The organism is Bradyrhizobium sp. BR 1433, assembly GCF_051547665.1.
GTDB classification, from domain to species: Bacteria; Pseudomonadota; Alphaproteobacteria; order Rhizobiales; family Xanthobacteraceae; genus Bradyrhizobium; species Bradyrhizobium australafricanum.
The window spans coordinates 2,228,147-2,254,053 of record NZ_JBPUGG010000001.1; the positions used below are offsets into that span (position 1 = coordinate 2,228,147).

Genomic DNA, 25,907 nt, shown 5'->3' on the forward strand with positions numbered 1-25,907 from the left:
CATAGGCAGCACGGCGCCCAAAAAATGAGGAATATGCCACACAATTGATGTGGACTCACAACATCACTTGGGGAACGATCATGGCACGGACGCTGGAGAGGTTTGCAGCCGGAGAGACAGCGGAATGACGAGTGACGCCCCTGCTGCGGCCGACAAGCGGCCACGAAAGGCCGACGGCGACCGCCTCTCGAAGCTCGCGCGCCACAAGCACATCATCTCGCAACTCACCGCCGCGCCGACGCTGCGGGCTTCCGAGCTCGCCGCCGTGCTCGGCGTCTCCGGCGAGACCATCCGGCGCGATCTGATGGAGCTTCAGGAGCAGAAGCTCATCAACCGCACCTATGGCGGGGCGTCCCGTCCCTTCGCGCTCGAGCCGGCGCTGACCGATCGCAAGGCGATCATGATCGCCGAGCGCGAGGCGATGGCCGCGGTGATCGCCGACCTGATCCTGCCGAACGAGGTGTTGATGCTCGGCGCGGGCGCGACCACGTTTCACATCGCGCGACGGCTGGCCTCACGCGCGCACGACATCACCGTGATCACCCATGATTACGCCATTGCGGCCGCGCTAGCCGTCAATCCGTCGATCCGCGTGCTCTGCTGTCCCGGCCGCTATCACCCCACCGAAGGTTATGTGTTCGGCACGCAGACGATCGCGAACATCAACAGCTATGAGGCCAACCGCGCCATCGTGAGCGCGACCGGCATCAGCGCGCGCGGCGCGAATGATGCCGACGATGAGGCCGGTGCCATCTATGGCGCGATGGCCAAGCGCGCCGCAGAAGCCATCCTGGTGGCCGATCACGGCAAATTCGACCAGCGTGCGCTCACCGTCTTCGCACATTGGACCGATATCGATCGCCTGGTTACCGATCGGCAGCCAGAGGGAGCTCTGGCAACCGCTCTCCGTGAAGCCGGAACGGAGATCATCGTTGCGCAACCCTGAGAAAGGCCCAGCCATGGCACGCCTGACATCTGTTGCTTCCCGCGAGGAACACACCGGCCTTCATGCTGGCAACGACAAGGGCCCCGGTCCCACGCAGGATTGGCGGACCCGGATCGGACGCCTCGATCTCGAACTCGTCGGGCCGGACCACGCCTTTGCCCGCAACTGGGAACGCGTTGCCTGCATCCATGATGCCGCCTATGTGCTGGTGTTTCCGCAGACTGGATGCGTCGCATTCAGCCAGGACAGCCGTATCGGGATCGCACGTCCCGGCGAGTATGTCCTGCTCAGCGAGCTCGCCTTCTACGAATTGTCGTCTGACAAGACCGCGCGCTTCCTGATGTTGCGGATTCCGGCCGCCGAGCTGCGCGGCCGGCTCGTCTCGGTTGAAGATCACATCAGTCGCCGCTTCAAGCCAAACGAACAGATGACGCACCTGCTGGCGGGCATGATCCGCAGCGTGGCCGAACTGTTCGTCGCCTCACCGCCGCCGAACCCCCAGGCGCTCGCGACCGAAATGATCAGCTTCGTCGCGCTGACCATCGGATCGGAGGATCGCGGCGCCGCAACCGATGTGCGCAACGCGCGCTATCACCTGCGCCGCCGGATCGTCGACTTCATCGAGAGCCATCTCGGTGACCAGTCGTTGTCGCCGAAGAAGATCGCGGCGTCGAGCCGCATCTCGCTCAGTTATTTGTACAGCCTGTTCAACGACAACGAGACCACGGTCAGCCAGTTCGTCCAGACCAAGCGGCTGCAGCGGGCGTATGAAATCCTAGTCGCCGATCCGAAGGGCCGGCGGACCGTCTCGGAGGTCGCCTACGAAGTCGGCTTCAAGAACGTGTCGCATTTCTCCCGCTGCTTCAGCCGGCACTTCAAGGTGGCGCCGCGCGACGTTCGCCAGGCGCCCGTGTCGGCGCCGCAGCCGGCCGCTGGCGTGCGCTCGCCGCAGCCGAGGAGCCCTGCCGCCCGAGTGGCGCGGCGCAACGGATTCGACTCCCCCTATTGGGAGATCGACAAGCAGTCGGTCCACGAGACCGCGTAACGCCCCATCCCAAGGCAAGGCGTCGTGCGTCCCGCGACGTCGGCGCGCCTCCCGCCCGGAGCGACCATTGGACGACATTCAAGACAGATTATCCGCAAGCGAGCTCGCTTCGTTCTTCAATGAGCTTGCCGACGTGGCCGGACGGATCGCCGTGACGCACTTCCGTTCCCGCGTCGATTTCGAGCGCAAGCAGGACCTGACGCCGGTCACGATCGCCGATCGTGCGATCGAAATGGAGCTACGGCAGCTGATCGGTTCGCGCTTCCCCGATCACGGCATCCTCGGCGAGGAGATGGGATCGACGGCCGGGGACCGCTACACGTGGTATCTCGATCCGATCGACGGAACGAAGAGCTTTATCTCCGGCATGCCGCTGTTCGGCACGCTCGTCGCGCTCGCCGACGAGAGAGATGGATCGATCACCGCCGGCATGATCGATATGCCCGCGCTGGCCGAGCGGTGGTACGGCACCCGGCAAGGCACCACCTTCAACGGCAAGCTGGCAAGGGTGAGCCGCACCACGCGACTGGAAGACGCGCAGATCTACACGTCATCGCCGGACTTCTTCACGCCGAGCGACTGGGCCCGCTACGATGCGCTCAGCCAGAAGGCCATGTTCCGGCGATTTGGCGGCGACTGCTACCAATATGGCCTGCTCGCATCCGGCCACTGCGATCTCGTGGTCGAAGCCTCCCTCAAGTCGTTCGACTTCATGCCGCTGATTCCGGTGATCGAGGGCGCTGGCGGCATCGTCCGCGACTGGCAGGGGCGGCCGCTGTCGCCGGAATCCGATGGCCGGATCATCGCGGCCGCGAACGACAGCCTGCTCGAGCAGGCGCTCGCGATCCTCAATCAATAACTGCGGAAGCCCTCCTGTCGCGCGGCTCAGACGAGCCGCAACCAGCCATCCCAGCGGGGATCGTACATCACGTCGCGGGCACGCATGTATTTCCAGACGCCGTACTTCTGATAGTCGAAATCCCAGTCCTTGAGCTTCCTGTTCACGACCGCCCATGACGCCCATTTCAGGTCGGCGAGCGCTCGGTTGAGTATCACGCGCGCGACCATCTGCGGCCGCACCTCGCCCAGATATTGCTCGATCAGGGCCTCCGTCAGATGCTCGTCAAAGAACATCTCGGCGAACAGGACGCCGAGCTCATAGCTACGCTCGTTGTTGGATGCGAACTCATAGTCGATCAGCTTCATCGGCCTTGGGGCGCCTGATTCCGCCGAGATCAGGAAATTGCCCGGCATCGGATCGTTGAAGCACGGCACGAGATCGAGACCCGACGCCAGGAACGCCGACTTGGCCTGATTGTAGCGATGCATCAGCCAGGGCATGTCCTGCGGGAAATGCGCGCCGAGCTCCCTGCCCTGCTCGATATGTTCCTCGATCATGTCGAAGATGGTCTTGGTCTGGCCGAGCTTCGGGCCGGCATGCAGGCGGCGGTAAAGGTCGAGAACGTCGGCCTGGATGGCGGCATCGCCGAAATCGGCATTGGTGCAGGCGCGATAGCCTTCGAGGAACTCGCTGATCTCGAGCCCGTCCGTGGCGTCGAAAAAGATCACCTCGGGCGCAACGCCCATGGCGTGGGCATTGCGCGCAGCCTCGTTGGCGGTCACGCGATCGATGAACATCTCCGAGCCCTCGCCGGGCACCTTGATGAAGTAGCGCCGTCCATCGCCGGATATCTCGACCAGCCAGTTCTGATTCATGAGGCCGCCGACCAGCGGGGTATAGGCCGCCCCCTTGCCGTGCCATTGCGGCACGCGGGCGATCGCTGCCTCGATATTGCGCTCGTGGACTGTCGCTCCCTCGCCGAGCTTCCTGCGGACAGTCATGCGATCCTCCGAAGCATCTCGCCAAAGCGCGGCTCCCGGACCGTCATGCGGCAACGTACGAAGCGCCAGCTGGCGAACTTGTAAAACTCAAAGGTGTTGCGCGCCGACCGCGCGGCGAGCACGGCGCCGATCAGGCCCCAGCGCAGATCATCCGCCATGCCGTAGATGCGGGCGCGGCTGAATGCGCGCTCGTCGAATCCGCCGGCGTTGCGGCTGAAGGCGTCGCGCGCCTCCGGCTCCTGCGCGAAGGCTTCGACGAGGAAGCTGCCGAGGTCCTCCAGCGGGTCGGCCGTCGTGGCGCGATCCCAATCGATCAGGCGAACCTCGCCGGTGTCGCTGATCAGAATGTTCGAGACATTGCCATCGCCATGGATTGGCACCGGTTTGATGTCGAGTTTCCTCAAGGCATCGGCCGCAAAACGCAGCTCCTTGACCAGCCATTCCGCATCAGACGGCAGTTGCGCCTTCGCGGCCTTTGCCGCCTCGTAGAAATGCTCGATCTCGTCGAAGACTCCCATGCGCCGCGGCAGAGGCGCCCCTGCCTGGAACAGGCGCCGCGCCGCGATGACCGCGTCGACGATCTTCGGCTCCAGCATCCGCTCCAGCGTGCCGACCCGCCAGCCACGGTTGAGATCTTCCATGACCAGAAGTCCCGCGTCCGGATCCGCCGCAAGCACCTTGGGACCGATACCGAGATCGGATGCGCGCCGGGCCGCTTCGAACGCGCAGGCAACGTCGATGTAGAGCTTGGCATCCACATCCATGTTCTTGATGAAGATGCTCTCGCCGCTTCCGTTCCTAGTGGCGCGCCAGGGAGCGCCGTCGACCCCGCGCCAGCTTGGCGAGGCGAGGACCGGAATGGCGGGCTCGATCACGATATCGCCCGTCCCCCATCCCGGGAGCCCGGCAATGTAGTTCCGGACCGTGGCGATTTGCGTTCCAGATTGGCTCATGACGACTTCTGATCTCTCGCGGATGTCGTTCGGCCCGCCTATCGCGGGCCTCCCGGTTTGATGACAAATTCGATCAAGACAGATGCAAAAGGGATGCCTCGCACTCCACCAAATCATGCCCTTACGGCAGCGGCACTACCCCGACAGGGGCGACTTTCGCTATCCGGACACTGATCCAGAACGCCATTTGTCGAGGCCAAGATGTCTGCTGCGGAACTGATCGGGATGAGCCTTGCGGGGCTGACGGAGGCCTACGCATCGCGCGCATTGTCGCCGGTGGAGGTGTTGCGAACCGTGCTCGGCCATGCCGAGGCGGTCGATCCCGCGATCAATGCGCTGTTCTGCTTCCGTCCGGAGCAAGCCATCGCAAGCGCGCAAGGCTCGGAAGCGCGATGGAAGGCGGGAGCCGCGCTGGGTCCGCTCGACGGCGTCCCCATGACGGTCAAGGACAGCGTCGCCATGATCGGCTGGCCCTATTTTCACGGCATCGGCGCCAACCGTGCCCTGCCGCCGTCCAACTACGATTCGCCGCCGGCGATCGCGCTCCGCGAGGCCGGCGCGGTGATCTTTGCCAAGACCACGATGCCGGATTGCGGCCTGATGGCGTCGGGCATCAGCTCGCTGCACGGCGTTACCCGCAACCCTTGGGGGCTCGCCTGGAATACCGGCGGCTCGTCGGCCGGCGCAGGCGCCTCCGTCGCCGCTGGCGCCGGCTATGTTTCCGTCGGCACGGATATCGCGGGCTCGGTCCGCCTTCCGGCCGCCCATTGCGGACTGGCCGGACTGAAGCCGACCCATGGCCGTGTGCCGCATTTGCCGGCCGACACCATGCGCATGGCAGGCCCGATGGGTCGCAGCGTGGATGATATCGCGCGCCTGCTGACCGTGCTGACGCGGCAGGACGAGCGCGACACCTGGAGCCTGCCCGCCGATGGCGTGCGCTATCACGAGCATCTGAAGCGCGACGTGAAGGGACTGAAGATCGGCGTCCTCACCGACATGGGCTTCGGCATGAAGCCCGAAGCTACGGTTCGCAGCGCGGTCGATGCGGCCGGCAAGCTGCTCGCCGGCGCCGGCGCGATCGTCGAGCCGTTCACCTCTCCGCTCACCGACGACGCCTATGCGCCGATCGACCTGTTCCTCCAGGTGCGCGGCTATCTCGAGATATGCATCGCTGCCGCCGCATGGCGACACCGCACGCGACATCAATCCCTACGTTCGCGCATGGTGCCTTGGCGGGGCGAAACATTCGGGCGCCGACCTCTACCGGGCGCTGGGCCAGATCGCCAAGATGAAGGCGGCGCTGCTCGCGGCCTTCGAGGGCTGGGACTATGTCATCGCCCCGACGCTGCCGGTGGTGAATTTCCCGGCCGAGGAGCCCGGCGTGTCGCGTGAGATGCCGCTCGCGCACACGCTGTTCACCGCCATGTTCAACCAGACCTGCCAGCCCGCCTCCACCGTCTGCATGGCATTCGATTCCCGCCATCTGCCGATCGGCGTCCAAGTGACCGGGCACCGCTTCGACGATCTCGGCGTCCTGCAGGTGACCAAGGCGCTGGAGGACATGCGCTCGTTCGCGATGGACTGGCCCTTCAAGCCACGGCCCTGAGCGCTCAGGCCGCGGCCTGCGCCGGCTCGCCGTCGAGAAGGTGGCAGGCGGCGAAACGCCCCGGCGCGTGTTCGACCAGCTTCGGCGTCTCCAGCCGGCAGCGGCCGAACGCCTTCGGGCAGCGCGAGGCAAAGCTGCATCCCGCCGGGATATCGATCGGGCTCGGCGGCTCGCCCTCCAGCAAGAAGTCCGCCGGGTTGAACGGCTTCTCCTCCAGCGTCGGGGCGGCCGAGAGCAATGCCTTGGTGTAGGGATGCTGGGGATCGAAGAACAGCTCGCGGTTGTCGGCGATCTCGACCATCTCACCGAGATACATCACGGCGATGCGCGTGCAGACCCTGCGCACCATTGCGAGATCATGGGAGATGAAGACATAGGTGAGGTCGTTCTTCTCCTGCAGCTTCGAGAACAGGTCGATCAGCCTTGACTGCTCGCGTTGATCCAGCGCGGACAAGGTTTCGTCGAGGATCAGCAGCTTGGGATCGAGGATCAGGGCACGCGCGATCGAGATGCGCTGGCGCTCGCCGGTGGAGAGCGTGTTCGGGAGCTGGTCATAGAGCTCGGCGGCAAGACCGACCTCGGCCATCGCTGCGATGACCCGGCTGCGCAGGTCCGCGCGGGCGACATTGCCGCGGATCAGCAGGCTCTCCTCGATCATGCGGCCGACGGTGGTGCGCGGAGGCAGCGCGTTGTACGGATCCTGCAGCAGCAGCTGGAATTCGCTGCGGGTGCGGATCAGCTCGCGCGGCGACAACGCCCCGAGCGACGTGCCGTTGAGGACGATGCTGCCGTTGTCGGGAACCTCCAGCCAGGCCAGCAGGCGCGTGAGGGTCGACTTCCCGCAGCCGGATTCCCCGACGATGCCGAAATTCTCGCGCGGCATGATGTCGAGCGTTACGCCGCGCACCGCCTGCACGTTGCTGTAGGTATTGAACGTCCCCCGCTTGCGCGCGCGATAGGTCCGAACAACGTGCTCCACCTTCATCAGCGGCACTTCGTCTTGCGCCTTGCGGCGGGCCAGCGGGCCCTCGGTGGTCGCCCACATGCGCGGCACACTGGCAATGGCCTTGCGCGTGTAGTCGGTCTGTGGCGAGGCGAGCAGGCCGGCAAACGCTTGCTGCTCGACGAACCGGCCCTGATGGAGCACGGCCGTGCGGTCGCCGAACTGGCCGAGCGTGGGCAAGGAAGACGACAGATAGATTGTCGCCATCCTGTGGCGCAGGCAGAGGTCGTGGAGCAGCGCCACGATCTGTGCCGCGATGGTGACATCGAGCGGCTGGGTAATGTTGTCGGCGATCAGGACGGCGGGCTCGGCGCAGATCGCGTCCACGATCATCGCGCGCTGCATCATGCCGCCGGAAAATTTTGCCGGGTAGTCCCAATAGCGCTCCTTCGGCGATGGAATCCGGACCTCGCCGAGGAGCTGCACGACCCGCTCGCGGCATTCGCGCGGATTCCATTCGGGCCTGACGCTGTGCAGCTTTTCCGCGATCTGGGTCCCGACCGGTATCGTCGGATCGAGCGAGCTTTGCGGCTTGGAGCCGATATAGGCGATGTCGCGGCCGATCCGCACCTCGCGCGCCCCGGCGCCGAGAATGTCGTGGCCGGCGAACGTGACCCGTCCGGAGCGATACGCCAGACTTTCCGGCAGCCAGTTCGCCAATGCGCGGCTGAGCACGGTTTTGCCGGCGCCGCTTTCGCCATAGATGCCGAAGATCTCCGACGTGTTGAGGCGGAAGGAGATGTGATCGAGGATCGGCGCGGCGCCCGGCGCCGAAGCGCCGACCGTGAGGTCGTCAACCTCCAGAATGAGCGAGAGATCCATCTCAGAGACCCCCATAGATGCGGTTGCGCGCCTTCTCGAGCGCCGACCCCATCAGGTTGATCGAGGTAAGCGCGATAGCCAGGAACACGCCCGGCGTGGTCGCGATCCACCAGGCATTGATCAGGTATTTGCGGGAGTTGGCGATGATGCTGCCGAAGCTCGGCGTCGGCGGCTGGATGCCAAGCCCCAGGAAGCCGAGGATCGCTTCGAAGATCATCATGCGTGCGACGTCGAGCACGGCGACGAATGCGATCGGCGGCAGGATGTTCGGCGCGGCGAACAGAAACAGGATCCGCCAGTCCCCGGCGCCGAGCACGCGCAGGCCGCGGACATATTCCTTGCCGCGCTCGGTGACCGCGGCGCTGCGCGCCACGCGCGCGTAGAGCGGCCAGCCGGACAGCGCCAGCACGATTATGATGGTCGGCACCGTCGGCCGCGACACGCCGAGAATGGTGATCGCCAGGATGATCATCGGAATCGACAATTGGGCATCGGTGATCCGCATGATGACGGTGTCCCACCATTTGCCCTTGAAGCCGGCGAACAGGCCAAGGCCGCAGCCGATGACAAAGATGAGCAGGACCGTGACGACGCCGACCAGCAGCGAATAGCGCAGGCCGATCAGGCTGCGCATCAGCATGTCGCGGCCGAGCTGATCCGTACCCAGCGGATGATCCCAGGTCCATTTGTCGCTGAGAAAGACCGGCGACATGAACTTGTCCTTCACCACCATCTTGGTCGCACTGATCGAGGACACCTCGGGATAGATGGCCGAGGCCAGCACCAGCGCCATGAAGATGAAGAAACCGATCTTGAAGCTCGGCATGCGCCAGGCGGCGGCCATGATGCGGCGGTTGACGGAACGGATTGGGGCCGCCGGCAAGGCGGGCTCCTCGGCGATGATCGTGGTGGCCGTCATGCTCAGATCTCCACGCGGGGATCGACCAGATAGGCGACCAAATCCACGATGATATTGATGAAGACAAAGACGGCGCTGGTCGTGATGGCGATGCCCTGGATGACCGGAAAGTCGCGCCCGACGACAGAGACCACGGTCAGATTGCCGAGGCCAGGATAGTCGAAAATGTATTCGATCACGAGAACGCCGCCGATCAGCGTCGAAAGCTGGATCCCGAGCAGGTTGACTAGCGGCACTGCCGCGTTGCGCAAGGCGTGCGAATAGACGATGCGGCGGCGAGACAGGCCGCGCACCCGCGCCTCATCGATGAACGGCGCTTGCATGACCTCGCCGAGCGAGGTCGTCAGCGTGCGGATGATGAAGGGGGCGATCTCCACCGCGAGCACGAAGGCCGGCAGGATGACATAGGAAAATCCCTGGTAACCGAGCGCCGGCAGCAGCTTCAGCTTCACCGACAGAAACAGGATCAGAACGATCGCGAGCCAGAAATTCGGAATCGAGACGAACAGCGACTGCATTCCGAACGCCAACGCATTCTGCCAGCGATGCTGGTGCAGCCCGCCCGCGATGCCGATCGGAAACGACAGCAGCAGCGCGAACACGAGCGCCATTCCGCCCAGTTGCAGCGTGAACGGCAGGCGTTCGAGGATGAGATCGATCACCGGCGCCATATCCGACTTGGTCGGGTCAACATACTGCCCGCCGGTCGCGATCATGCCGCTGCGCGGCCGCAAATAGGATTGCCCGAGATCGCCCTGTACCAGCCCGCGCATGTACCGACCATATTGCACGATGATGGGGTCGCGCAGCCCCATCTTGGTCGCGACCTTCTCGACCACGTCGGCCGGCGCCATGCCGCCGACGATCAGGCGCACGGGATCGCCCGGCACCACGCGCAGCAGCGTGAAGATGATCAACGACGTGATGAAGACGATCAGGATGCCCTGCGCGATCCGCTTGACCAGGAATTCCAGGATCAACATCGAGAAGAGCTACCCTTGCAATTCATGAGGACCAGACCCGACCAGTCCGGCCTGCGTTCGCGAACCGGCAGGCCGGGCGTACCCGGCCTGCCGAGCAATCATCATGCCAATGTTGCCTTGGTCATGTCCTGCATGCCGTTCGGATAGATGTACAGACCATCCAGCTTCTTGCTGTAGGCATGGATGAAGACCGAGGTGAACAACGCGAGCGCCGGGGCCTTCTTGGCGATGGTCGGCAGCGTCTCGGTCTGCAGGATCTTCTTGCGCTCCTCGATTGTCGTGGCGTTGCGCTCCTTGTCCAGCACCGCGTCGATGTCCTTGTCGACGATGCCGGTGATGCGCTTGGAGGAGGAGTGGAAGTGGGTGCGCAGGACGAGATCCGGCTCGGGCGAGCCGGTGCACCAGCCGCAGTCGATCATGTTGCCCTCACCGCCGCCGGGCTTGTCGTAAAGCAAATTACCCCACGCCGCGACTTCGAGCGTCTGCAGATTGACCTTGAACCCCTGCTCCTGGAGCATACCGGTAATCAACTCGGCATATTCCTTCGTCTTCGGATAGAAGCCAACCGACGTGTAATAGGTGAGCTCGGGCAGGCCCTGGCCTTTGGGGAAGCCGGCCTCCGCGAGCAGCTTCTGCGCCTTGTCCGGATCGAATTCAGGATAGTCGGCCACCTCGGCATAGCCGAACTTGACCGGCGAGATGTGCGCCTTGGAATAGATGCCGGAGACGCCGAGCACGTCGAGCACCTGCTTGCGGTCGATCGAGTAGCATGCGGCGAGGCGAATGCGCGGATCGTCGAACGGCTTCTTCGAGCAGCGGAAGAACAGGTATTTGTTCTCGACCGAAACCGCCTTGTGGATGCTGAAGCGGGCATCCTTCGAGATGGTCTCGACCTGCTCCTGTTCGAGCCGCTCGATGATATCGGCCTCGCCGTTCAACAGCGACAGCGTGCGCGTCGTGGTGTCACCGACGAAGTGATACTCGACACCCGGGATCTTCGCTGCGCCGAGGAAGAAGTCGGGATTGGCGGCGAGAACGGTGGTGTCGCCTTTCTGCTCGACATATTTGTAGGGGCCCGTGCCGTTCATGCGCGCCGAGAGCTGCGCCTTATTGGCAACGTCCTTGGCCGACATGATCGGCAGGAAGGACGACAGGTAGTAGTAGAGCGTCGCCGGATAGCCCTGCACCTTCGTGTTGATGTGGCAGGTGTAGTCGTCGACGACGTCGACGGTGACGAGACCGGGGTACCACTGCGCCGGACGATCGGGTTGGCAGCCATATTCATAGGTCGCCTTGACGTCGGCCGCTGTGAACGGGGTTCCGTCATGAAATTTGACGCCCTTCCTGAGTTTCACCTCCATCGTATAGGTGTCGATGGGCTTCATCGATTCAGCCAGCTCGAAGATCAGCTCGTCCGGCTTCTCCGGCCGCATCGGCGCCCGCGTCAGGTAGCCGAACACGAAGCCCTCGACGATGAGCTGGCCGAGATTGGTATGGGTGGTTGGGTCCCAGTTGCCGGTCAGCGCTTCCGCGCCGAGAAAGCGCAGTGTCTTGCCTTCGGCGGCAAAGGCGGAATTCACAAGAAAGTCGGGATTGACCCGCCGAAGCCGAACGCCGCGGCCCCGGCCAATCCCCCTAACATCAAGTCTCTGCGGTTGATCATATGGTAATCCCTCGATGATTTCGGCAACGCTGAAACTGCTCTCGAGGCCGCAAGGCACTCAGCCGTTTCGATCGTCTTGCACAAATCGTGGCTTTCACGCCTGCAAAGCCTAGACCAAAGGCCGCAATCGCCCGATTCCTGCTGCTCCACGATTCCGTTGCTGACACTCCCGGGGCGCCGCAGTCGCGCACGGAGATTTTCCGCTCCCGGAAGCATGGCGCACACCGGCAAGGCAAGGACGCCCTTCCAATGTGCAGCACACAAATCATGGATGCACAGAGCAGCAACGCCATGCAGGCAACCATATGATCACGCTCGCGGAACTGAACGGAATCCCAGCATTGGAACAGCGCATTGCTCCGGCCAACCATCCCATTCGCGGCGTCATCTCGGATCTCGACGGCGTCGCCTATCGCGGCGACACTCCGATCGACAACTCCGTCAAGGCGTTTCGCGGATGGAGCGAGCGGGGCCTGCCCTATGCGTTCGTCACCAACAATTCGACGAAATCCGCCGCGCAATTTGCCGCCAAGCTGAGCCGCATCGGCATTCCGGCCGAACCGTCACAGGTCTTCACGACGATTTCGGCGGTCACGTCCCTGCTCGAACGGCGCTGGCCGCGCACCACGCCCGTGTTTGCGATCGGCGAACGACCACTGCTCGAGGCGATCGAGGACATTGGCTATCACCTGACCGACGTCAAGCCCAAGATCGTCGTGCTCGGCTTCGATGCCACGCTCGACTACGCCAAGCTGCGCACCGCGGTCAGGGCCGCACTCGCCGGCGCAACCGTCATCGCCACCAATCCCGATGTCCTGACGCCGGTTCATGACGGCTACGATCCCTGCGTCGGCGTGATCACGGCCGCGGTTGCAGCGGCCGTTCCCAATACGAAGCCGATCGTGCTAGGCAAGCCGCAATCGTTCCTGATCGAACAGGCGCTGGCGCATCTCGGCACCGCCCGGCATGAGACCGTCATGGTCGGCGACCAGATCGGCACCGATATCACAGCAGGAAAGGCCGCCGGCATGCGGTCGATCCTGCTCGCCAGCGACGTCCCTTTCAATGCGGTGGCGGACGTCGTTCCCGATCGCATCATCGCGAGCCTTCTTGACCTCGCGGACCCCGAGACGGTCGGTTGGCCGCGATGATGACTCCCGGCCTCATCGAGAGCATGCAGACCTCTCTTGCCGCGAGCCTGCCGCGCTGGGGACTATCATCGCAATCGACGCTCGCCTTTCTCAACCATTCCGAGAACACCACCTTTCTCGCGCAAGATCCGGCCGCTCGGCAAAAACTCGTGTTGCGCGTGCAGCGGCCCGGCTATCACTCACCTGACGAGATTGCGTCCGAGCTCGCTTGGATCGACGCCGTGATCGCAGACAACGTGGTGCTCACGCCGCGCCCGGTCGCCGATCGGGAGGGACACCTGTTATGTCCCATTCCCCTGAGTGGCGCGACACGACACGTCGTTGCATTCGAATTCCTCAGCGGCAAGGAGCCGGATGCCTCGGACGATCTGGCCACCTGGTTCGGCAAGCTCGGCGCGACCAGCGCGCGACTTCACGCGCACAGCCGCCGATGGACAATGCCATCAACGTTCCAGCGCAAGGTCTGGGATTTCGATGCCATGCTGGGCCGCCGGCCACTATGGGGTGACTGGCGCGCCGGTCTTGGCCTGCGCGACGATGGCCGCAGGCTGCTGCAGAGGGTCGCCGACGAGCTTGAACGGCGCGTCGAGGCTTACGGACGGGGCGAGCAGCGGTTTGGCCTCGTTCACGCCGACCTCCGCCTCGCCAACCTGCTCGTCGAAGGCGACCGGCTCGGCGTCATCGACTTCGACGATTGCGGCTTCTCGTGGTTCTTCTATGACTTCGCCGCGGCCGTCAGCTTCATCGAGCACGAGCCGGTGATGGACCTGCTCCAGCAGTCGTGGCTTGCGGGATACCGGACCGTCGCACCGGTCTCGCGCGACGACGAGGCCATGCTGCCTGCGTTCGTGATGCTCAGGCGCATGCTGCTGACGGCCTGGCTCGCTTCGCATTCGGACACCGAAACCGCACGACGCCTGGGTACGGGCTACACCGACGGAACGGTCGCGCTCGGCGACCGGTTCCTGCGCGGATTGTGACGCGGACTTTCGGGACCAGCCGCGGCGCGCCTGTCCTTTTCTCCAGTGTTGTTGCTCCCGGACTCCAGAATGCCGCAACAGATGTTTCCCCGCCGGCTTTGATCCGCGAATGATGGGCGCGCGCTCGGACATTGCGCGTCCGAAGCGGACTTAACCAGCGAGCGTGGGCGGTGTCAGATGGATATCCAGGCTTATTTCGAGGATTGGTCCTGCGAGCCCGGCGATGTCGTCCGGCTCGCGATCAGCACGCCGCACGCCACCGTCCGCGCAAGCCTCGTGCGACTGGTCTCGGGTCCCGGGCGCGACGAAGCGATCGAGGGCAAGGTGGTCGATTTCTCGTCGGTGCTCGACCGCACCGTTTCCGGCGGCGTGCAATCCACGGTGGTCGGCTCGCACGCCGAATTTCCGCTTCCCTCACCGATCAACGATGCGGCGATCAGCGTCCATTGCTGGGCATGGCCGACCGTCCCCGAGCGGAGCGCGCCCCAGGCCATCTGGTCGATTGGCGACGTCGCGCTCGTCATCATCTCAGGCGGTCTTACGCTTCGAATGGGCAGCGCAACGCTCGCGGTCTTGCCGGATGCGATCATCGCCAAACACTGGTATTCGATCCTGACTACCATCGGCGACGGCGAGGTCTGCATCGACCTCAGGCGTCTTGATGCCAAGGTTGGGGCACAACGCACGCTCCGCGCGGCAACCGGCGCGACGGCAAATGCGGCGACGCTCCTGCTCGCGGCGGCCGGCATCGGCCGGTCCGGGTCGCCGCTGGAGCCATATAATGGCAAGATCAACTCGCCAACGCTGTACCTCGCGAAGCCATCCGCCGAGATGATCGCCGCATGGCACGCGGGAAGACTCCCACGCAGCCGGCATGGGCAGCATGGAAACTCGGCAGGGACTTCGCGTCGGAGACGATTGAGCCGGACGCTGGAGGCGAACAGGGGCACCTTGTCAACGGCGTCGAGCGCGGTGTGACCGGACGTAACTGGGACGGGCGAAGCAACTCCTTCGTCGAAGTTCCCGAGCAGTACTGTGCGCTGCAATTCCACGACGACGACATGGTGGATGCCGGCTGGAGGTATAATCTCGAATTCCGCCTGCCGGAGGACCTTCAAAGCGGAGTCTACGCAGTTCGGCTCGAGGCCGGCGGACGCCGCAATCATTTTCCGCTGTTTGTCAGACCGGTCCTGGGCACCTCGGCACCCGTTCTGTTCCTGGTGCCGACCAACACCTATCTGGCCTATGCGAACGACCACCTGGCTTCGCTCGATTTCTCATCGGTGATGCCTCATGACAAGGTGGTGCCCGAGGACGAACAGTACCTGTTCTCACATCCGGAGCCGGGCCGCTCCTGCTACGATACCCATGCCGATGGAACGCCGGTTCGCTATTCGGGCCGCAGACGGCCGCTGTTCAACGTCCGTCCTGGTTTTCCGAACTGGCTAACGGGCTCGTACCGTCACTTTCCCGTCGACATGTACATCGTCGAATGGCTGGAGCACCTCGGCATCAAATATCATGTCGCAACCGACGAGGATTTCGAACGTGGCGGCCGCAACCTGGCCGACCGGTACGCGGCGATCGTCACGGGCTCGCACCCGGAATACTGGACACGAACCGGCCTCGATATCCTCGACGGATACCTGCATGACGGCGGACGGGTCATGTATCTTGGCGGCAACGGTTTCTACTGGGTAACGAGCCGGCTCGGTGCAAAGCCCTGGATCATCGAGGTGCGCCGCGACAACAGCGGCACGCGCTGCTGGGATGCCCCCTATGGCGAACGGACCCATGTTGCGACGACTGAAGCCGGCGGCATCTGGCGCACGCGCGGCCGCGCCCCGAACAAGATGCTGGGCGTGGGCTTCGCATCGGAGGGATGGTCGAAGGGCTGCGGCTATCGGCGTCTGGAGGCGAGCTACAATTCGCCCGCCGCGAAATTGTTCGACGGCATCACTGAGGAAATCGTCGGCGATTACGGCTATGTGCTGGGTGGAGCGGTGGGAGACGAGGTCGACAGGTACGACGTTACGCTCGGAAGTCCCGAGCATGCCTATGTGCTCGGGACTTCGACCGGGCTTGGCAACGAGTATCAGCTCGTCATCGAGGATCTCACTCTTTCGCTCCCGGATCAGGGAGGCGCACAGCGGCCTGACGTGGTGAGATCGGACATGGTCCTGTTTCCGATCGATGGAGGCGGCTGGGTGTTTTCGGTCGGCTCCATCGCCTATGCCGGCGCCCTGGCCTGGAACGGCTGCGACAACGGTCTTTCGCGCCTGACGGCGAATATACTCAGGGCCTTCACCGGCAAGGGGCCGGTGCTCGGAGCATGAGACCGTCAGTGCGACTTCGCCCCTGAGACGAAAGGTCAACGACCCTCGTTCGGCCACTCATACGTTCTGGTTGCAGGTTTGAGTGCAAGAAGATCAACATCTTACTGGATACTCGTTGTCCCCCAGCGCGGCGACCGCACAGATGCGTGCTTCTTTTTCGTTCGCGCGCAAGTTCACAAAGGCGACTAGCATCGCATGGTGAGTGCGATACGGTGGTACATGGAAGATCCAGGGCTTTTCCGCCCAAGGAGAATGTCTGACAGGCGGCAGGCGCTTTCCTCGCAGTCAGGAGCGAGGCCTCTTGCTCCCCTGATTGGATATCGCTCGGCAAAACAACGGCTCGGGGAAGTCAGCAGCCGCGTTGACCTTACATACCCTCAAGCCGCAGGTGAGTGGCCCTCGACAAGACGATTGAGTCTCCGAGTTTCCTGCTCAGCTGCTCGAAACGGCCGAGAATGTCCTTGCCCGCGCCGGTGTCTGCACTATGTACGCAGATATCGTTGTGCTCGTTGCGACGGACCGGTAGTAATTCAATTTCGGTGATCTTCTTCCCCGCGATCAAGCACCGCAGCGCCAGACCATCGAGATGACGGCCGCGCATAACGTCCCAGTCGAACGCAAAATTGCCAAGGCTGTAGAAGATCGGCTTACCCTGATAGATTTCGCCGGCCTGGACCACATGCGGATGGTGGCCGAACACCATGTCTGCCCCCACGTCGATGGCGGCTCGGGCTATTTCGCGCTGATATGCGACTGGCTCCTCTTTGGACGACACGCCCCAATGGCATGAAACGATCACAAGGTCGACCTTGGTCTGCAGAGCGCGGACATCGTCCCGCATGGCCTCGAGTTCGTCGGCGTCTGCGAATGTATGCGTGATCGGCTCAGCACCCGGCATCTCCAGCGCGCGCGGGCCCGGCTCATAGGCGGCGTGGGCCTTGATGGTGGCGCATCCGGGACTGTTGGCTGACGCGGCGTGATCGCTCGGCCAGAACACCGATGTGTAGCTCAAGAAGCCGAAACGAACCCCGTTCTTCTCGATGATTACCGGCTTCCTGGCCTCGGCCAGCGTTTCGCCAACGCCACAGTGGAGGATCCCCGCCGAATCCAGCGCCTTGACGCTGGCGACGGCGGCGCTCGCGGGATAGGCGACGTTGCTGGCGCAGCTCACGCCGACATAGCCCGCCTTCTTGAGCGCCGGACCTACCTTGGCGCCCGAATGGCGCCAACCCTTCTTGTGCGGGATATCGGGCCGCGCGGGATCGATCGAGGGCTCGGCAAGCGGGCCTTCCAGCTGTCCGAACAAGACATCGGCCGATGTCAGCATGTCACGCACATTGACGAATGCGCTGAAAGGATCTTCGCGGTTCTGGATGTTGGTATCGCCCAAGATGAGCAGCGTTTGATCCATGTGCAGTTCCTTTTTCGTGAGCTCTGGTGTGGGTGTCGGGATTGCGACCAGATCAGGCCGCGCTTTCAGCGGAGCGCGATGTTGTCACCGCCGCTTCGCCATCGCGCGCTGGCGCGATCGATTCCAGGGAGCGCTGGTTGGTTTCGATACCGAACAAGAGAATACCAAGCGCTAACAGCAGATAAAGCGACGCAATGGCGTAGAGCACTGATGGGAGACCATAATTGTCATAGAGCGACACAACCATGTAGGGCGATGCGATGACAGCAATCCGCCCCGTCATTTGGGCGATGCCAGAGCCGCGGAAGCGATATTCGGTTGCAAACAACTCCGGCGTGTAGCCGCCGAGACCGAAGCCGATCATCAGGCTCATGCCGCCCTGCAACAGGAAGCCAAAGATCAGCACCCAGGCGGGGTCGGTCTGCCGCGAATACGCCAGCGCGAACACGCCACACCATAAGGCCGCAAACATGGTGCCGCGACGGCGTCCAATCCAGTCGGAGGTCAGCATGCCGACCAGCGGCCCGAGCGAACTGCCCAGCGCCATGACGGTCGCAAAGCTGAGCGACTTCGTGACACTCAGCCCCTGTTTGACGAAGAAGGTCGGCACCCAATAGGAGAAGCTGTAGGAACCGACCAGGCAGGTGATGCAAACCGCCATCGCGAGCAAGGTGCGGGTGACGACGCCGCGCGAGAACAGGATGGAGATCGGTACCCAGGCCGGCGCAGGCGCGGCCACTGATGTCACCGGCGAGAGCGGCCCCGCCTTCGAGGCCTCAGCTTCGATATCCTGCATGATCTTTTCGGCTTCTTCATAACGGCCGCGCGCTTCGAGCCAGCGCGGCGACTCCGGAAGCTTGCGGCGCAGGAACCAGACCCATAATGCGCCGCAACCGCCGATCAGATACATCGGCCGCCATCCCAGTGCCGGAATGACGAATAGTCCGGTAAAATTCACGGCGAATGTCGATGCCATCGACACCACGCTGATCAGGCCAAGCGCCCAACCGCGCCGTTGCGGCGGCACAAACTCGCTGATCATGCCGTAACCGCAGACATATTCTGCGCCGATCCCTACTCCCATGAAGAAACGCATCGCCATCAGCCAGGTCATCGAGGGCGCGAGCATCGAGAGCAGGCACATGCTGCCGAAAATCAGAAGATTGAACTGATAGGCAAAACGCCGGCCGAACCGGTCACCGACCAACCCCGTCATCAGCGCGCCAATGGCGAGGCCGGCAAAGGTGATGGAAATGTAGTGGGCATTGGTCTCCATGTTCGACCAGCCCTCCTTAACGAGGGCGCCCAACACGCCGGCGGCCATCTGGTTGTCGAAACCGTCGAAGAACATCCCGAGGCCGATCAGGCTGAGAATCCGCCACTGGAATGCGCCCATCGGGAGCCGGTCAAGCCGGCCCGCGGCGTTAACGGGGGTGGTCATAGAAAGCGTTTCTCCCGCAAGTAGCGGCGTTCAGCGCCGCTTATGCGGACAAAATAAGCGGAATGCTTTGGGCCGAGTATGCTAATTTACTCATCACGACGATGACTTATCTTCAGAGCAACACAGAGAATGCGGCGCGGACGCGATCAGCCCTCAGTGGGAGGCGCTAATGGCCCGAAAATTGCCCCCGCTGAATGCACTTCGCGTCTTCGAGGTCGCCTCCCGCTCCGAGAACTTCACCCACGCCGCCAAAATACTCAACGTCTCGCAGGGCGCCGTCAGCCGGCATATCGCCCAACTCGAAGCCTTCCTTGGCCTGCGCCTGTTCGTCCGTAATCAACGCGACGTCAAGCTGACGACGCAGGGCGAACAGTACGCGCAGGCCATTGCCGAAGCCTTTGATCGCATCGAACTCGCGACCCAGGTCAGCCGCCGGGACAAGCAGAATCGCGTGGTGCGGATACGGCTGTTTCCCACGGTGGCGATGAAATGGCTGGTCAAGCGGCTCGCGCGCTTCCATACCCTTTACCCAAGCATCAATGTGCAGGTAACGATCGCCAACGATCTCGTCGATGTGAGCGCTGGCGAGGTGGACTTCACCATCCAGAACTCCCGCCCTTCCAAAGCCCGGCGTGCGTTACGACACGCTGTTTCCGATCGAGCTGCTGCCGGTTTGTAGCCCCGCCGAATTCAACAAGCATCCACCCGTGCACGATTCACGCGAGCTGCTCGACCGTACGTTACTTCATTCAATGAAGCGCCCGCACGATTGGCGGATCTGGTTTGAGGCGGCGGACGTCACACCCGGGAGCTTTCGCGAAGGACTGTCGTTCGGCAATTCCTCGCTAGCCTATCAAGCGGCGATCGACGGGCTCGGCATCGCGGTGGCGCATCTGGAACTGGTCCAGGACGATCTCAAAGCGGGGCGACTATTGGCGATCCATCCGCTGGTGGCACGAACCGCCGACAGTTACCACCTCGTCGGCCGCGAAACCGACGTTGGCAGGCCGGAGATTGCTGCATTCCGCGACTGGCTGCTGTCCGAAACCAGGACACAGAATTGACGTTTCTCCATCGGCAAGATCTTGTTCTGCCATTGTCAAATCAGCATCGCTGCGAGCTCGCCGACGGCGCTTGGATCGCCATTTGCCTTGGCGACGCACTTCAGGTGTCACGTTGCTCTAGCTAGGCAGGGATTTCCTCTCGAAATCTCGGCTTATTTTGTTCGTCAGGCCTATACTCGTATCGAGCTGGGCATCTGCCAGAAGCGAAGGCGGCTGGTCCGCGAAGGTTAGGGGGATCTCGCCACGCCTTGGCGCTGATGTTTTATTGCTTCTACATCAATGGCTTGGTGAATGGATCCGGCCGGCCGAGGAATTCGGAATCACCGGGAACAGTCTGGCCAAGGTCTGCGACAGGCTGGACGTGCTTTATCCTCCGCGCGGCCCCTGGGCCAAAGAAGACCCGTCTGTCTGAAGAGATTGAGCCTGCCACGCGGCGCATTCGGCCTGCCCATCGTATAGAGTGGCCTATAGATCCGACGGCCTCATGTGACTGGTGACTACGTCCGCTTTGCTCCTATAGCGACCAAGTTCGTGCGGCAGCGCAATATGTCGCGATGGGCCAGAAGCGGAAGCCACAATTGGACAACATCTCCCCTACTAACATCAGCGATAAATATCTTCCGTGAATTGGTTCACAAATGGGCGGGCCAGACCGCGATACGCTTGCTCGAGCTCTTGGCCGGCGTGCGCCCAGCGCGATCAGCGGGCTCGAGAAGGCGCCGAACCTCGACGTCCACCGTTCCGTCGCACGTATCGTGTTTCGCAACGCTGCGATCAATGAGTTGTCGAGTTGGATTCAACGGCATTCGGTGCGGCCGAAAGCCCGCGGACCCAGCAAACGACCAGTCTTTTACTTTTACGCGGTTCAGAAACTTGATCAGAGAATAAGCCATGCAAAAAATTTGATGGAGGAACCAATGGTGAAGAGGGCGATTACGCTCGGCGGTGGTGGTCCGGCGGCAGGGCTGCACATTGGAGTTCTGGAAGCTCTTGCCAACGCAGGTATAACCTTTGACGTGTGGGCATTGTCCTGCATCGGCGCCTGGGTTGGGATCGTCTACAATCAGTTTGACAACGTTGACAATAAAGACAGGGCGAAACAGACCCATCAATTCTTCAAGAATGGCGTGTTTCGAGACGACGAAAGCTATAGGCGCTTTCCCATAAACACGGTGTTCGGCCCGGATTGGGAAAGCATCGGCAAGGCTCTGACCAACTTCGTCGCAGATCCCAATACCTATAAGGATTTGTGGGACCCAAACAGGGTCGCGAATGCCTTCAGGGAATCCATGTCGCTCTGGTTCGCTCAACAGCCCGACACGGACGGCGGGAAGAAGTTCACGAGCCCGGATGAGGGAGACGTAAACAGATGGGTTCTTAATCAGGTGCTGGCACCAAATCCTTTCGTTCGTTACCTAACGTCAATGATGTATCTGTCCCAAGTCACCGGCCTCTCCAGGATTAACTATCCACACAGCCAGTTTATGAAGAGCATAAATTTCGACGCGCTGGGAAGACCCGAAAAGCCATTCATATTCCACAACGCCTGGAATCTCGATGAGCATAAACTCGCGTTGTTTTCCAACCGCCCAATGCCCAAGAAGGTCGATGAGAACAAGAAGGTCGACGGGAAAGAGTACAAAGTGCCTATCAGCGCATCCAGCTTATGTGCGTGTTCAGCCCTTCCCTTCGTGGAAGAAACCGTAGAGATCGACGGAGTTACCTACTGCGAAGGAGCGCTGGTCGATACGGTCAACTTCGAGAGCTTGCTCCAGGAGCATCATAAGCCGGGCGATGAGCTGGACGAGATATGGGTGAGCAGGATCGTCGATTCAAAGCAAGTCCGCAAACCGGAAAACCTTCACGATGCCCTGGCCAATCTCTGCCAATTGTTCGCAGCGACCGTTGGCGAAGATGATGTCAAGCTCTTCAAATACCACGTGCGGTACGACAAGCCAAAATCCGGGGAGCATCCGTGGAAGGGCACAATCGTCGAGATTCATGTGCCGGGGCACATCAGTTTCAAATGGAACCACAGCAACCTGGACAGCGGGAGAAAGTTGGGAAGGATCGCTGCTGAACAAGCAATCAAGGCATACGACGAACACGGAAAACGTCCGCCGCATGACGGGCCACATTTCATAAATGAGAATCCTGCGGAAAGCGATGAGGCGGGATGGCGAGAGGTTAAGGAGGCATATCACGAATGTCGAAGGCGGGCTGCGTAACGGCAAGGTAAAGCAGCCTTGAGGCCGACCTGCTGAGCCAAGCTCCAATATCCGCAGTCGAGGCGCAATTACTGCAGTCGGTCGAGTAATGCCTTTGCCTGCTTCAGATCCTGCGTTTCAAGACCCTCGACGAACCAGCCGTAGATGGGCACGAGCTGGTCGAGCGCTTCGCTGGTTCTGCCCTGATCGATCCACAAGTTGGCGAGGTCAACTGCTACTCGAAGTTCAAGGGCCTTGGCGCGCTGACTTTTCGCAGTTGTCAATGCGTGATCGAGCAGTGATCGTGCATCGGTGCTGGCCTCCGGTGCATCGCGGACGAGCAATACGCGCGCTTTCAATCGATACAGCTCGGCCTCAAATATCCGTTCGCTATTGCGGCCGGTTGTAGCGAGACCCTGCTCAATCAGTTCGAGCGCGGCTTCGCTTTGATGGCTCGACAACAAAGCGGCACTCAGGAGCACATACAGTGCTGTGATGCCAAGCTGATAGCCCGCGCCGCGATATTCGTTCATCGCCGTACGGATTTCCTCGAGCGCGGCGGACGAAGGATCAAGGAAGGTGGCGCTTATCCCCCGGATGGCGCGAGCCAATCCTCGCCACTGCCGGAATCCGAGTTCTTCCGACAAGGCGAGACAACGATCGGCATAACGGTGTGCCTTTCGGAAGTCACCCCGAAGAGCGTGGAGAATGGATGCATAGTAGCATCCATAGGCCTGCGAATGCGGATGACTGATGACGTCGGCACGCTGAAGGGCGGCATTTACACGCGCGAGTGCCGTATCAGCACGGCCCTGCAGCCAGAGCGCCCATGACATCAGAGCCAGGTCGGCCACACCCGCATCCTGGCCGGCAGCACGCGCCGCCAATCTGTCATGCTCGCTGCTCGCTTCGAACGCTTCGAAGGCCCGTTCGATCACCTCCTGGGCACCTACGAGATTTCCCATGAAAAGGCGTATCATCCCTTGCCCACGCATCGCGTTGAGCAACGTTGGTCGATCGCCCCGACCCTCCGCAAGATCGAGCAACACCGAGATCATTTCCTCGGCGACCGGCAACTCGCCACGAATGACGCTCGCGGTGGTCAACCAAAACATGATTTGTAGTCGCTCGGGGGATCTCCGAGCCGCTGGCACAGCTCGCGCGCTCGCGCAAAGGTCGCCACCGCCTGGGGCGAGGCCGGCCCCTGGGTGGCAATGAGGCAGGGCCCGAGCGCGTACTGGAAATCAAGCTCCAGCCGGTCCTTAAGTGCACCGTCGGCCAAATGGGCCGAGACCTCAATGCCTTTGCGCAAGTGTGCGATTGCTTCGAGGTTGGCGGAGCGCATGGCCGCTTTCTTGCCTGCCTGGAGCCAATATTCTCCCGCCTTTTCGAACAATCCCGCCTCGGTAAGGTGGAGTGCGAGAGTCTCGGGTTGAGACTCCACAATTTCCGGGAATTGTTGCTCGAAAGCGTTGGCGACGGCGGCATGCAGCGCTGCACGTCGGCTCTTCAGAAGTCCCGCTTCGGCAGCGTCCCGCACGAGCGCATGCTTGAAGGTGTAGACCGCCCGGGGTATCTCGCCTCGGCAGAATATCAACTCCGCCTGAACCAACTGGGCAAGCGCCTCCTCAAGCCGTTGCCTTGGCAGCTTGGCGACCACGCTCAGCAGTTCGTACGAGAACTCGCGCCCCACAACGGCGCCGATCTGAGCAACTTCCTTCACGGGGGCCAATCGGTCGAGCCTAGCCATCAGCGATGCGTTCAATGTCGTTGGAATCGCCAACGAGGGTAGCGGACCGCTGACCACGTAATGGTCGTCTCGCTCCTGCAGCAAGCCGGTTTCGAGCACCGCCTTGGTCAGTTCCTCGACGAACAGGGGCACGCCGTCGGTGCGAGCGAGGATTTGGTCCAAGACCTCCTCCGGGAGCGTCTTGCCTGCCGTGACGCGCTCGATCAAGGCCGCCCCGTTGCGCCGGTTCAGACGTGTAAGCGAGACGGTCGTCACATGTGCATGACCAGGCCAGGGCGGCGTGAACTCTGGTCTCGCGGTGATGAGCAGCAGCACTCGGAGTTGTGGTACCTTTTCCAGTGTAATCGTGAGCAGCTCCATCGAAGTCGGGTCCGACCAATGGGCATCCTCAAAGATGATGAACACTGGCTGCCGCGCCGCCAACGCTTCGAGCTGAGCCGAGAATGCCGCCAACGTCATCTCCTTGCGTTTCTGTGGACTGAGCTCGGGCAGCTGGTAGCGGTCACTGACCGGTAGCGACAGAAGGTTTGCTAGAGCCGGCACCACACGATCTGCGTCGGCGCCAGACCGCAACAGCAGAGCTTCAAGCTTGGCAAACTTCTCCGTCGGCGCTTCACCTCTTTCGAAACGGGCAGCACGTTCGAGATTGTCGATGAACGGATACAACGCACTGTTGGTATGGTGCGCCGAGCAGAAATGGCGGACCGTAATGTGTGGTTCGGCTTGGAGCCGTTCTTGAAGCGCCAGCGCGATGTGCGACTTACCGATACCTGGCTCTCCAGTTAGAACCACTACGCAACCTTCGCCCGAAGAGGCGTGCTGCCAGCGCCGTAACAGCAGCTCGATCTCCTCGTCTCGCCCGATCAAGGGCGTCAATCGAGTTCCTGTGCTGAGCCTCAAAGCGGCTTTCGACTCCAGTCGTCCCGAGCACCTGCCAGGCAGGTATTGGCTCCGCCCATCCTTTCAGCGCGATCGAGCCAAGATCGCAGTATTCGAAATATCCTTCGGTGAGCTGGCGCGTACTCTCGGAGATCAGCACCGTACCGGGCTCGGCGAACTGCTGCAGACGAGCAGCCAGATTCGGTGTCTCACCGATCACCGCCTGCTCCTTGGCGGCGCCTTCGCCGATCAGATCGCCCACGACGACCATGCCGGTAGCGATGCCAACGCGAACCTGCAGCTTGGTGCCGATATCTGTCTGAAGATTGGCCACGGCATCGACTAGTGACAGCCCCGCGCGTGTCGCCTGCTCGGCATCGTCCTCGTGCGCCAGAGGGTAGCCGAAATAGGCAAGCACGCCATCCCCCATGTAGCGCGCGATAACGCCCTCACTCCGGGCGATAACCTCAGCGATGCAGGCGTGATAGTCGCCGATTATCGAGCGCAAGTCCTCCGGGTCCAGCCGGGCCGAAAGTGCGGACGAGCCCACCAGATCGCAAAACATGACCGTGATTTGGCGCCGCTCGGCGCCGTCTCGCGGCGCTGGTTTGGCAGCCGCTTGGTCCGATGCAGCGACATCATCCTCAAGTGCCGCAATCGCGCGCAGCATCTTGCGCCGGTGCCCAAGCAGGACGCCGAGGTCCTTGAGGTCCTGCTCCGTGAGATCACCGACGACCGAGAGGTCGATAGCGTTCTCTGCGAAACGATCGGCGTACTCTCCCAAACCGATCGATGCCAGCCACTCTGCAATACCTGTCATGGTATACCTATGGCCAATAGGGATAAGGGTAGCACATTGCAGAGACCTGCGAAGGCACATCTGCAAATGGAAGCACCGATCGC

General features: G+C 62.2%; 21 protein-coding genes and 2 pseudogenes. 12 read left to right on the top strand and 11 right to left on the bottom strand.

Translation table 11 applies throughout. The features are described 5' to 3' along the window. Positions 1 to 124: 124 nt before the first annotated feature. The 3 genes from ACSKB9_RS11275 to ACSKB9_RS11285 all read left to right on the top strand — a co-directional run bounded on the left by ACSKB9_RS11275 (position 125) and on the right by ACSKB9_RS11285 (position 2,850). On the top strand, positions 125 to 946 hold the full coding sequence (locus ACSKB9_RS11275; RefSeq protein ID WP_092083044.1) for a DeoR/GlpR family DNA-binding transcription regulator: 822 nt from the start codon (positions 125 to 127) through the stop codon (positions 944 to 946). Between the two features lie 13 nt (positions 947 to 959). After that, a complete protein-coding gene (locus tag ACSKB9_RS11280; protein WP_057020606.1) occupies positions 960 to 1,991 on the top strand; it encodes a helix-turn-helix domain-containing protein in 1,032 nt (343 codons plus the stop codon). A 67-nt stretch (positions 1,992 to 2,058) separates the two neighbouring features. Then, complete coding sequence (locus tag ACSKB9_RS11285) at positions 2,059 to 2,850, top strand: inositol monophosphatase family protein (RefSeq protein ID WP_438073169.1); 792 nt, start codon at positions 2,059 to 2,061, stop codon at positions 2,848 to 2,850. Positions 2,851 to 2,876: 26 nt separating this feature from the next. On the opposite strand, the gene ACSKB9_RS11290 is transcribed toward ACSKB9_RS11285, so the two are convergent. Then, positions 2,877 to 3,833: a choline/ethanolamine kinase family protein gene (locus tag ACSKB9_RS11290; RefSeq protein WP_168856098.1), complete on the bottom strand. Its 957-nt coding sequence runs from the start codon at positions 3,831 to 3,833 to the stop codon at positions 2,877 to 2,879. Then, positions 3,830 to 4,786, bottom strand: coding sequence for a phosphotransferase family protein (locus tag ACSKB9_RS11295; protein WP_063790183.1), 957 nt, complete (start codon positions 4,784 to 4,786; stop codon positions 3,830 to 3,832). The genes ACSKB9_RS11290 and ACSKB9_RS11295 overlap by 4 nt, the downstream gene beginning before the upstream one ends. A gap of 225 nt (positions 4,787 to 5,011) precedes the next feature. Between ACSKB9_RS11295 and ACSKB9_RS11300 the strand changes: the two are divergent. Next, positions 5,012 to 5,851 (top strand): annotated as a pseudogene (locus ACSKB9_RS11300) (amidase family protein); the annotation flags it as partial. A 55-nt stretch (positions 5,852 to 5,906) separates the two neighbouring features. Then, positions 5,907 to 6,395: an amidase family protein gene (locus ACSKB9_RS11305; protein WP_438073172.1), complete on the top strand. Its 489-nt coding sequence runs from the start codon at positions 5,907 to 5,909 to the stop codon at positions 6,393 to 6,395. Between the two features lie 4 nt (positions 6,396 to 6,399). Here ACSKB9_RS11305 and ACSKB9_RS11310 read toward each other — a convergent pair whose 3' ends face one another. The 4 genes and pseudogenes from ACSKB9_RS11310 to ACSKB9_RS11325 all read right to left on the bottom strand — a co-directional run bounded on the left by ACSKB9_RS11310 (position 6,400) and on the right by ACSKB9_RS11325 (position 11,785). Next, positions 6,400 to 8,220 (bottom strand): ABC transporter ATP-binding protein, encoded by a 1,821-nt coding sequence (locus ACSKB9_RS11310; RefSeq protein ID WP_229158481.1) that lies wholly within the window; start codon positions 8,218 to 8,220, stop codon positions 6,400 to 6,402. A gap of 1 nt (position 8,221) precedes the next feature. Continuing rightward, entirely contained in the window at positions 8,222 to 9,139 is a 918-nt protein-coding gene (locus ACSKB9_RS11315; RefSeq protein ID WP_438073175.1) for an ABC transporter permease, read from the bottom strand. Positions 9,140 to 9,141: 2 nt separating this feature from the next. Further along, positions 9,142 to 10,122 (bottom strand): ABC transporter permease, encoded by a 981-nt coding sequence (locus ACSKB9_RS11320; protein WP_092083050.1) that lies wholly within the window; start codon positions 10,120 to 10,122, stop codon positions 9,142 to 9,144. A gap of 101 nt (positions 10,123 to 10,223) precedes the next feature. Further along, positions 10,224 to 11,785, bottom strand: a pseudogene (locus ACSKB9_RS11325) (ABC transporter substrate-binding protein). Positions 11,786 to 12,126: 341 nt separating this feature from the next. On the opposite strand from ACSKB9_RS11325, the gene ACSKB9_RS11330 reads away from it, so the two are divergent. The 4 genes from ACSKB9_RS11330 (at position 12,127) to ACSKB9_RS11345 (ending at position 16,252) form a co-directional block, all read left to right on the top strand. Then, positions 12,127 to 12,936 carry an HAD-IIA family hydrolase gene (locus ACSKB9_RS11330; protein WP_438073177.1) on the top strand — a complete coding sequence of 270 codons (810 nt, stop codon included), beginning with the start codon at positions 12,127 to 12,129 and terminating at the stop codon, positions 12,934 to 12,936. Further along, positions 12,933 to 13,916 (top strand): phosphotransferase enzyme family protein, encoded by a 984-nt coding sequence (locus tag ACSKB9_RS11335; RefSeq protein ID WP_438080162.1) that lies wholly within the window; start codon positions 12,933 to 12,935, stop codon positions 13,914 to 13,916. Before ACSKB9_RS11330 ends, ACSKB9_RS11335 begins: the two co-directional genes overlap by 4 nt. Positions 13,917 to 14,192: 276 nt before the next feature. After that, positions 14,193 to 14,894 (top strand): hypothetical protein, encoded by a 702-nt coding sequence (locus ACSKB9_RS11340; protein WP_438073179.1) that lies wholly within the window; start codon positions 14,193 to 14,195, stop codon positions 14,892 to 14,894. Beyond that, positions 14,891 to 16,252, top strand: coding sequence for a N,N-dimethylformamidase beta subunit family domain-containing protein (locus ACSKB9_RS11345; protein ID WP_438073181.1), 1,362 nt, complete (start codon positions 14,891 to 14,893; stop codon positions 16,250 to 16,252). Before ACSKB9_RS11340 ends, ACSKB9_RS11345 begins: the two co-directional genes overlap by 4 nt. Positions 16,253 to 16,619: 367 nt before the next feature. Here ACSKB9_RS11345 and ACSKB9_RS11350 read toward each other — a convergent pair whose 3' ends face one another. After that, a complete protein-coding gene (locus ACSKB9_RS11350; protein ID WP_438073183.1) occupies positions 16,620 to 17,663 on the bottom strand; it encodes a CapA family protein in 1,044 nt (347 codons plus the stop codon). Positions 17,664 to 17,715: 52 nt separating this feature from the next. Continuing rightward, the gene (locus ACSKB9_RS11355; protein ID WP_438073185.1) at positions 17,716 to 19,104 is read right to left on the bottom strand and encodes an MFS transporter; all 1,389 of its coding nucleotides are present in this window, start codon (positions 19,102 to 19,104) and stop codon (positions 17,716 to 17,718) included. Between the two features lie 169 nt (positions 19,105 to 19,273). Between ACSKB9_RS11355 and ACSKB9_RS11360 the strand changes: the two genes are divergently transcribed. The 3 genes from ACSKB9_RS11360 (at position 19,274) to ACSKB9_RS11370 (ending at position 22,396) form a co-directional block, all read left to right on the top strand. Then, positions 19,274 to 19,783: a LysR family transcriptional regulator gene (locus tag ACSKB9_RS11360; protein ID WP_438073186.1), complete on the top strand. Its 510-nt coding sequence runs from the start codon at positions 19,274 to 19,276 to the stop codon at positions 19,781 to 19,783. Then, positions 19,737 to 20,168 (top strand): LysR substrate-binding domain-containing protein, encoded by a 432-nt coding sequence (locus ACSKB9_RS11365; protein ID WP_438073187.1) that lies wholly within the window; start codon positions 19,737 to 19,739, stop codon positions 20,166 to 20,168. Before ACSKB9_RS11360 ends, ACSKB9_RS11365 begins: the two co-directional genes overlap by 47 nt. A gap of 917 nt (positions 20,169 to 21,085) precedes the next feature. Next, positions 21,086 to 22,396 (top strand): patatin-like phospholipase family protein, encoded by a 1,311-nt coding sequence (locus ACSKB9_RS11370; protein ID WP_438073188.1) that lies wholly within the window; start codon positions 21,086 to 21,088, stop codon positions 22,394 to 22,396. Between the two features lie 68 nt (positions 22,397 to 22,464). Here ACSKB9_RS11370 and ACSKB9_RS11375 read toward each other — a convergent pair whose 3' ends face one another. Genes ACSKB9_RS11375 through ACSKB9_RS11385 form a run of 3 tightly spaced genes read right to left on the bottom strand, consistent with a single transcriptional unit; the run spans position 22,465 to position 25,824 of the window. Further along, a complete protein-coding gene (locus tag ACSKB9_RS11375; RefSeq protein WP_438073189.1) occupies positions 22,465 to 23,490 on the bottom strand; it encodes a hypothetical protein in 1,026 nt (341 codons plus the stop codon). Continuing rightward, positions 23,478 to 25,001 (bottom strand): AAA family ATPase, encoded by a 1,524-nt coding sequence (locus ACSKB9_RS11380; protein ID WP_438073191.1) that lies wholly within the window; start codon positions 24,999 to 25,001, stop codon positions 23,478 to 23,480. Before ACSKB9_RS11380 ends, ACSKB9_RS11375 begins: the two co-directional genes overlap by 13 nt. Further along, entirely contained in the window at positions 24,886 to 25,824 is a 939-nt protein-coding gene (locus ACSKB9_RS11385; RefSeq protein ID WP_438073193.1) for an adenylate/guanylate cyclase domain-containing protein, read from the bottom strand. Before ACSKB9_RS11385 ends, ACSKB9_RS11380 begins: the two co-directional genes overlap by 116 nt. Between the last annotated feature and the right edge of the window lie 83 nt (positions 25,825 to 25,907).

Excerpts from the sequence above, each read along its gene's own strand:
- ACSKB9_RS11320 (WP_092083050.1), bottom strand. The coding sequence starts at position 10,122 with ATGTTGATCCTGGAATTCCTGGTCAAGCGGATCGCGCAGGGCATCCTG.
- ACSKB9_RS11335 (WP_438080162.1), top strand. The coding sequence starts at position 12,933 with ATGATGACTCCCGGCCTCATCGAGAGCATGCAGACCTCTCTTGCCGCG.
- ACSKB9_RS11275 (WP_092083044.1), top strand. The coding sequence starts at position 125 with ATGACGAGTGACGCCCCTGCTGCGGCCGACAAGCGGCCACGAAAGGCC.
- ACSKB9_RS11295 (WP_063790183.1), bottom strand. The coding sequence starts at position 4,786 with ATGAGCCAATCTGGAACGCAAATCGCCACGGTCCGGAACTACATTGCC.
- ACSKB9_RS11305 (WP_438073172.1), top strand. The coding sequence starts at position 5,907 with ATGCGCCGATCGACCTGTTCCTCCAGGTGCGCGGCTATCTCGAGATAT.
- ACSKB9_RS11310 (WP_229158481.1), bottom strand. The coding sequence starts at position 8,220 with ATGGATCTCTCGCTCATTCTGGAGGTTGACGACCTCACGGTCGGCGCT.
- ACSKB9_RS11350 (WP_438073183.1), bottom strand. The coding sequence starts at position 17,663 with ATGGATCAAACGCTGCTCATCTTGGGCGATACCAACATCCAGAACCGC.
- ACSKB9_RS11290 (WP_168856098.1), bottom strand. The coding sequence starts at position 3,833 with ATGACTGTCCGCAGGAAGCTCGGCGAGGGAGCGACAGTCCACGAGCGC.
- ACSKB9_RS11280 (WP_057020606.1), top strand. The coding sequence starts at position 960 with ATGGCACGCCTGACATCTGTTGCTTCCCGCGAGGAACACACCGGCCTT.
- ACSKB9_RS11375 (WP_438073189.1), bottom strand. The coding sequence starts at position 23,490 with ATGTTTTGGTTGACCACCGCGAGCGTCATTCGTGGCGAGTTGCCGGTC.
- ACSKB9_RS11360 (WP_438073186.1), top strand. The coding sequence starts at position 19,274 with ATGGCCCGAAAATTGCCCCCGCTGAATGCACTTCGCGTCTTCGAGGTC.
- ACSKB9_RS11355 (WP_438073185.1), bottom strand. The coding sequence starts at position 19,104 with ATGACCACCCCCGTTAACGCCGCGGGCCGGCTTGACCGGCTCCCGATG.
- ACSKB9_RS11370 (WP_438073188.1), top strand. The coding sequence starts at position 21,086 with ATGGTGAAGAGGGCGATTACGCTCGGCGGTGGTGGTCCGGCGGCAGGG.
- ACSKB9_RS11315 (WP_438073175.1), bottom strand. The coding sequence starts at position 9,139 with ATGACGGCCACCACGATCATCGCCGAGGAGCCCGCCTTGCCGGCGGCC.
- ACSKB9_RS11385 (WP_438073193.1), bottom strand. The coding sequence starts at position 25,824 with ATGACAGGTATTGCAGAGTGGCTGGCATCGATCGGTTTGGGAGAGTAC.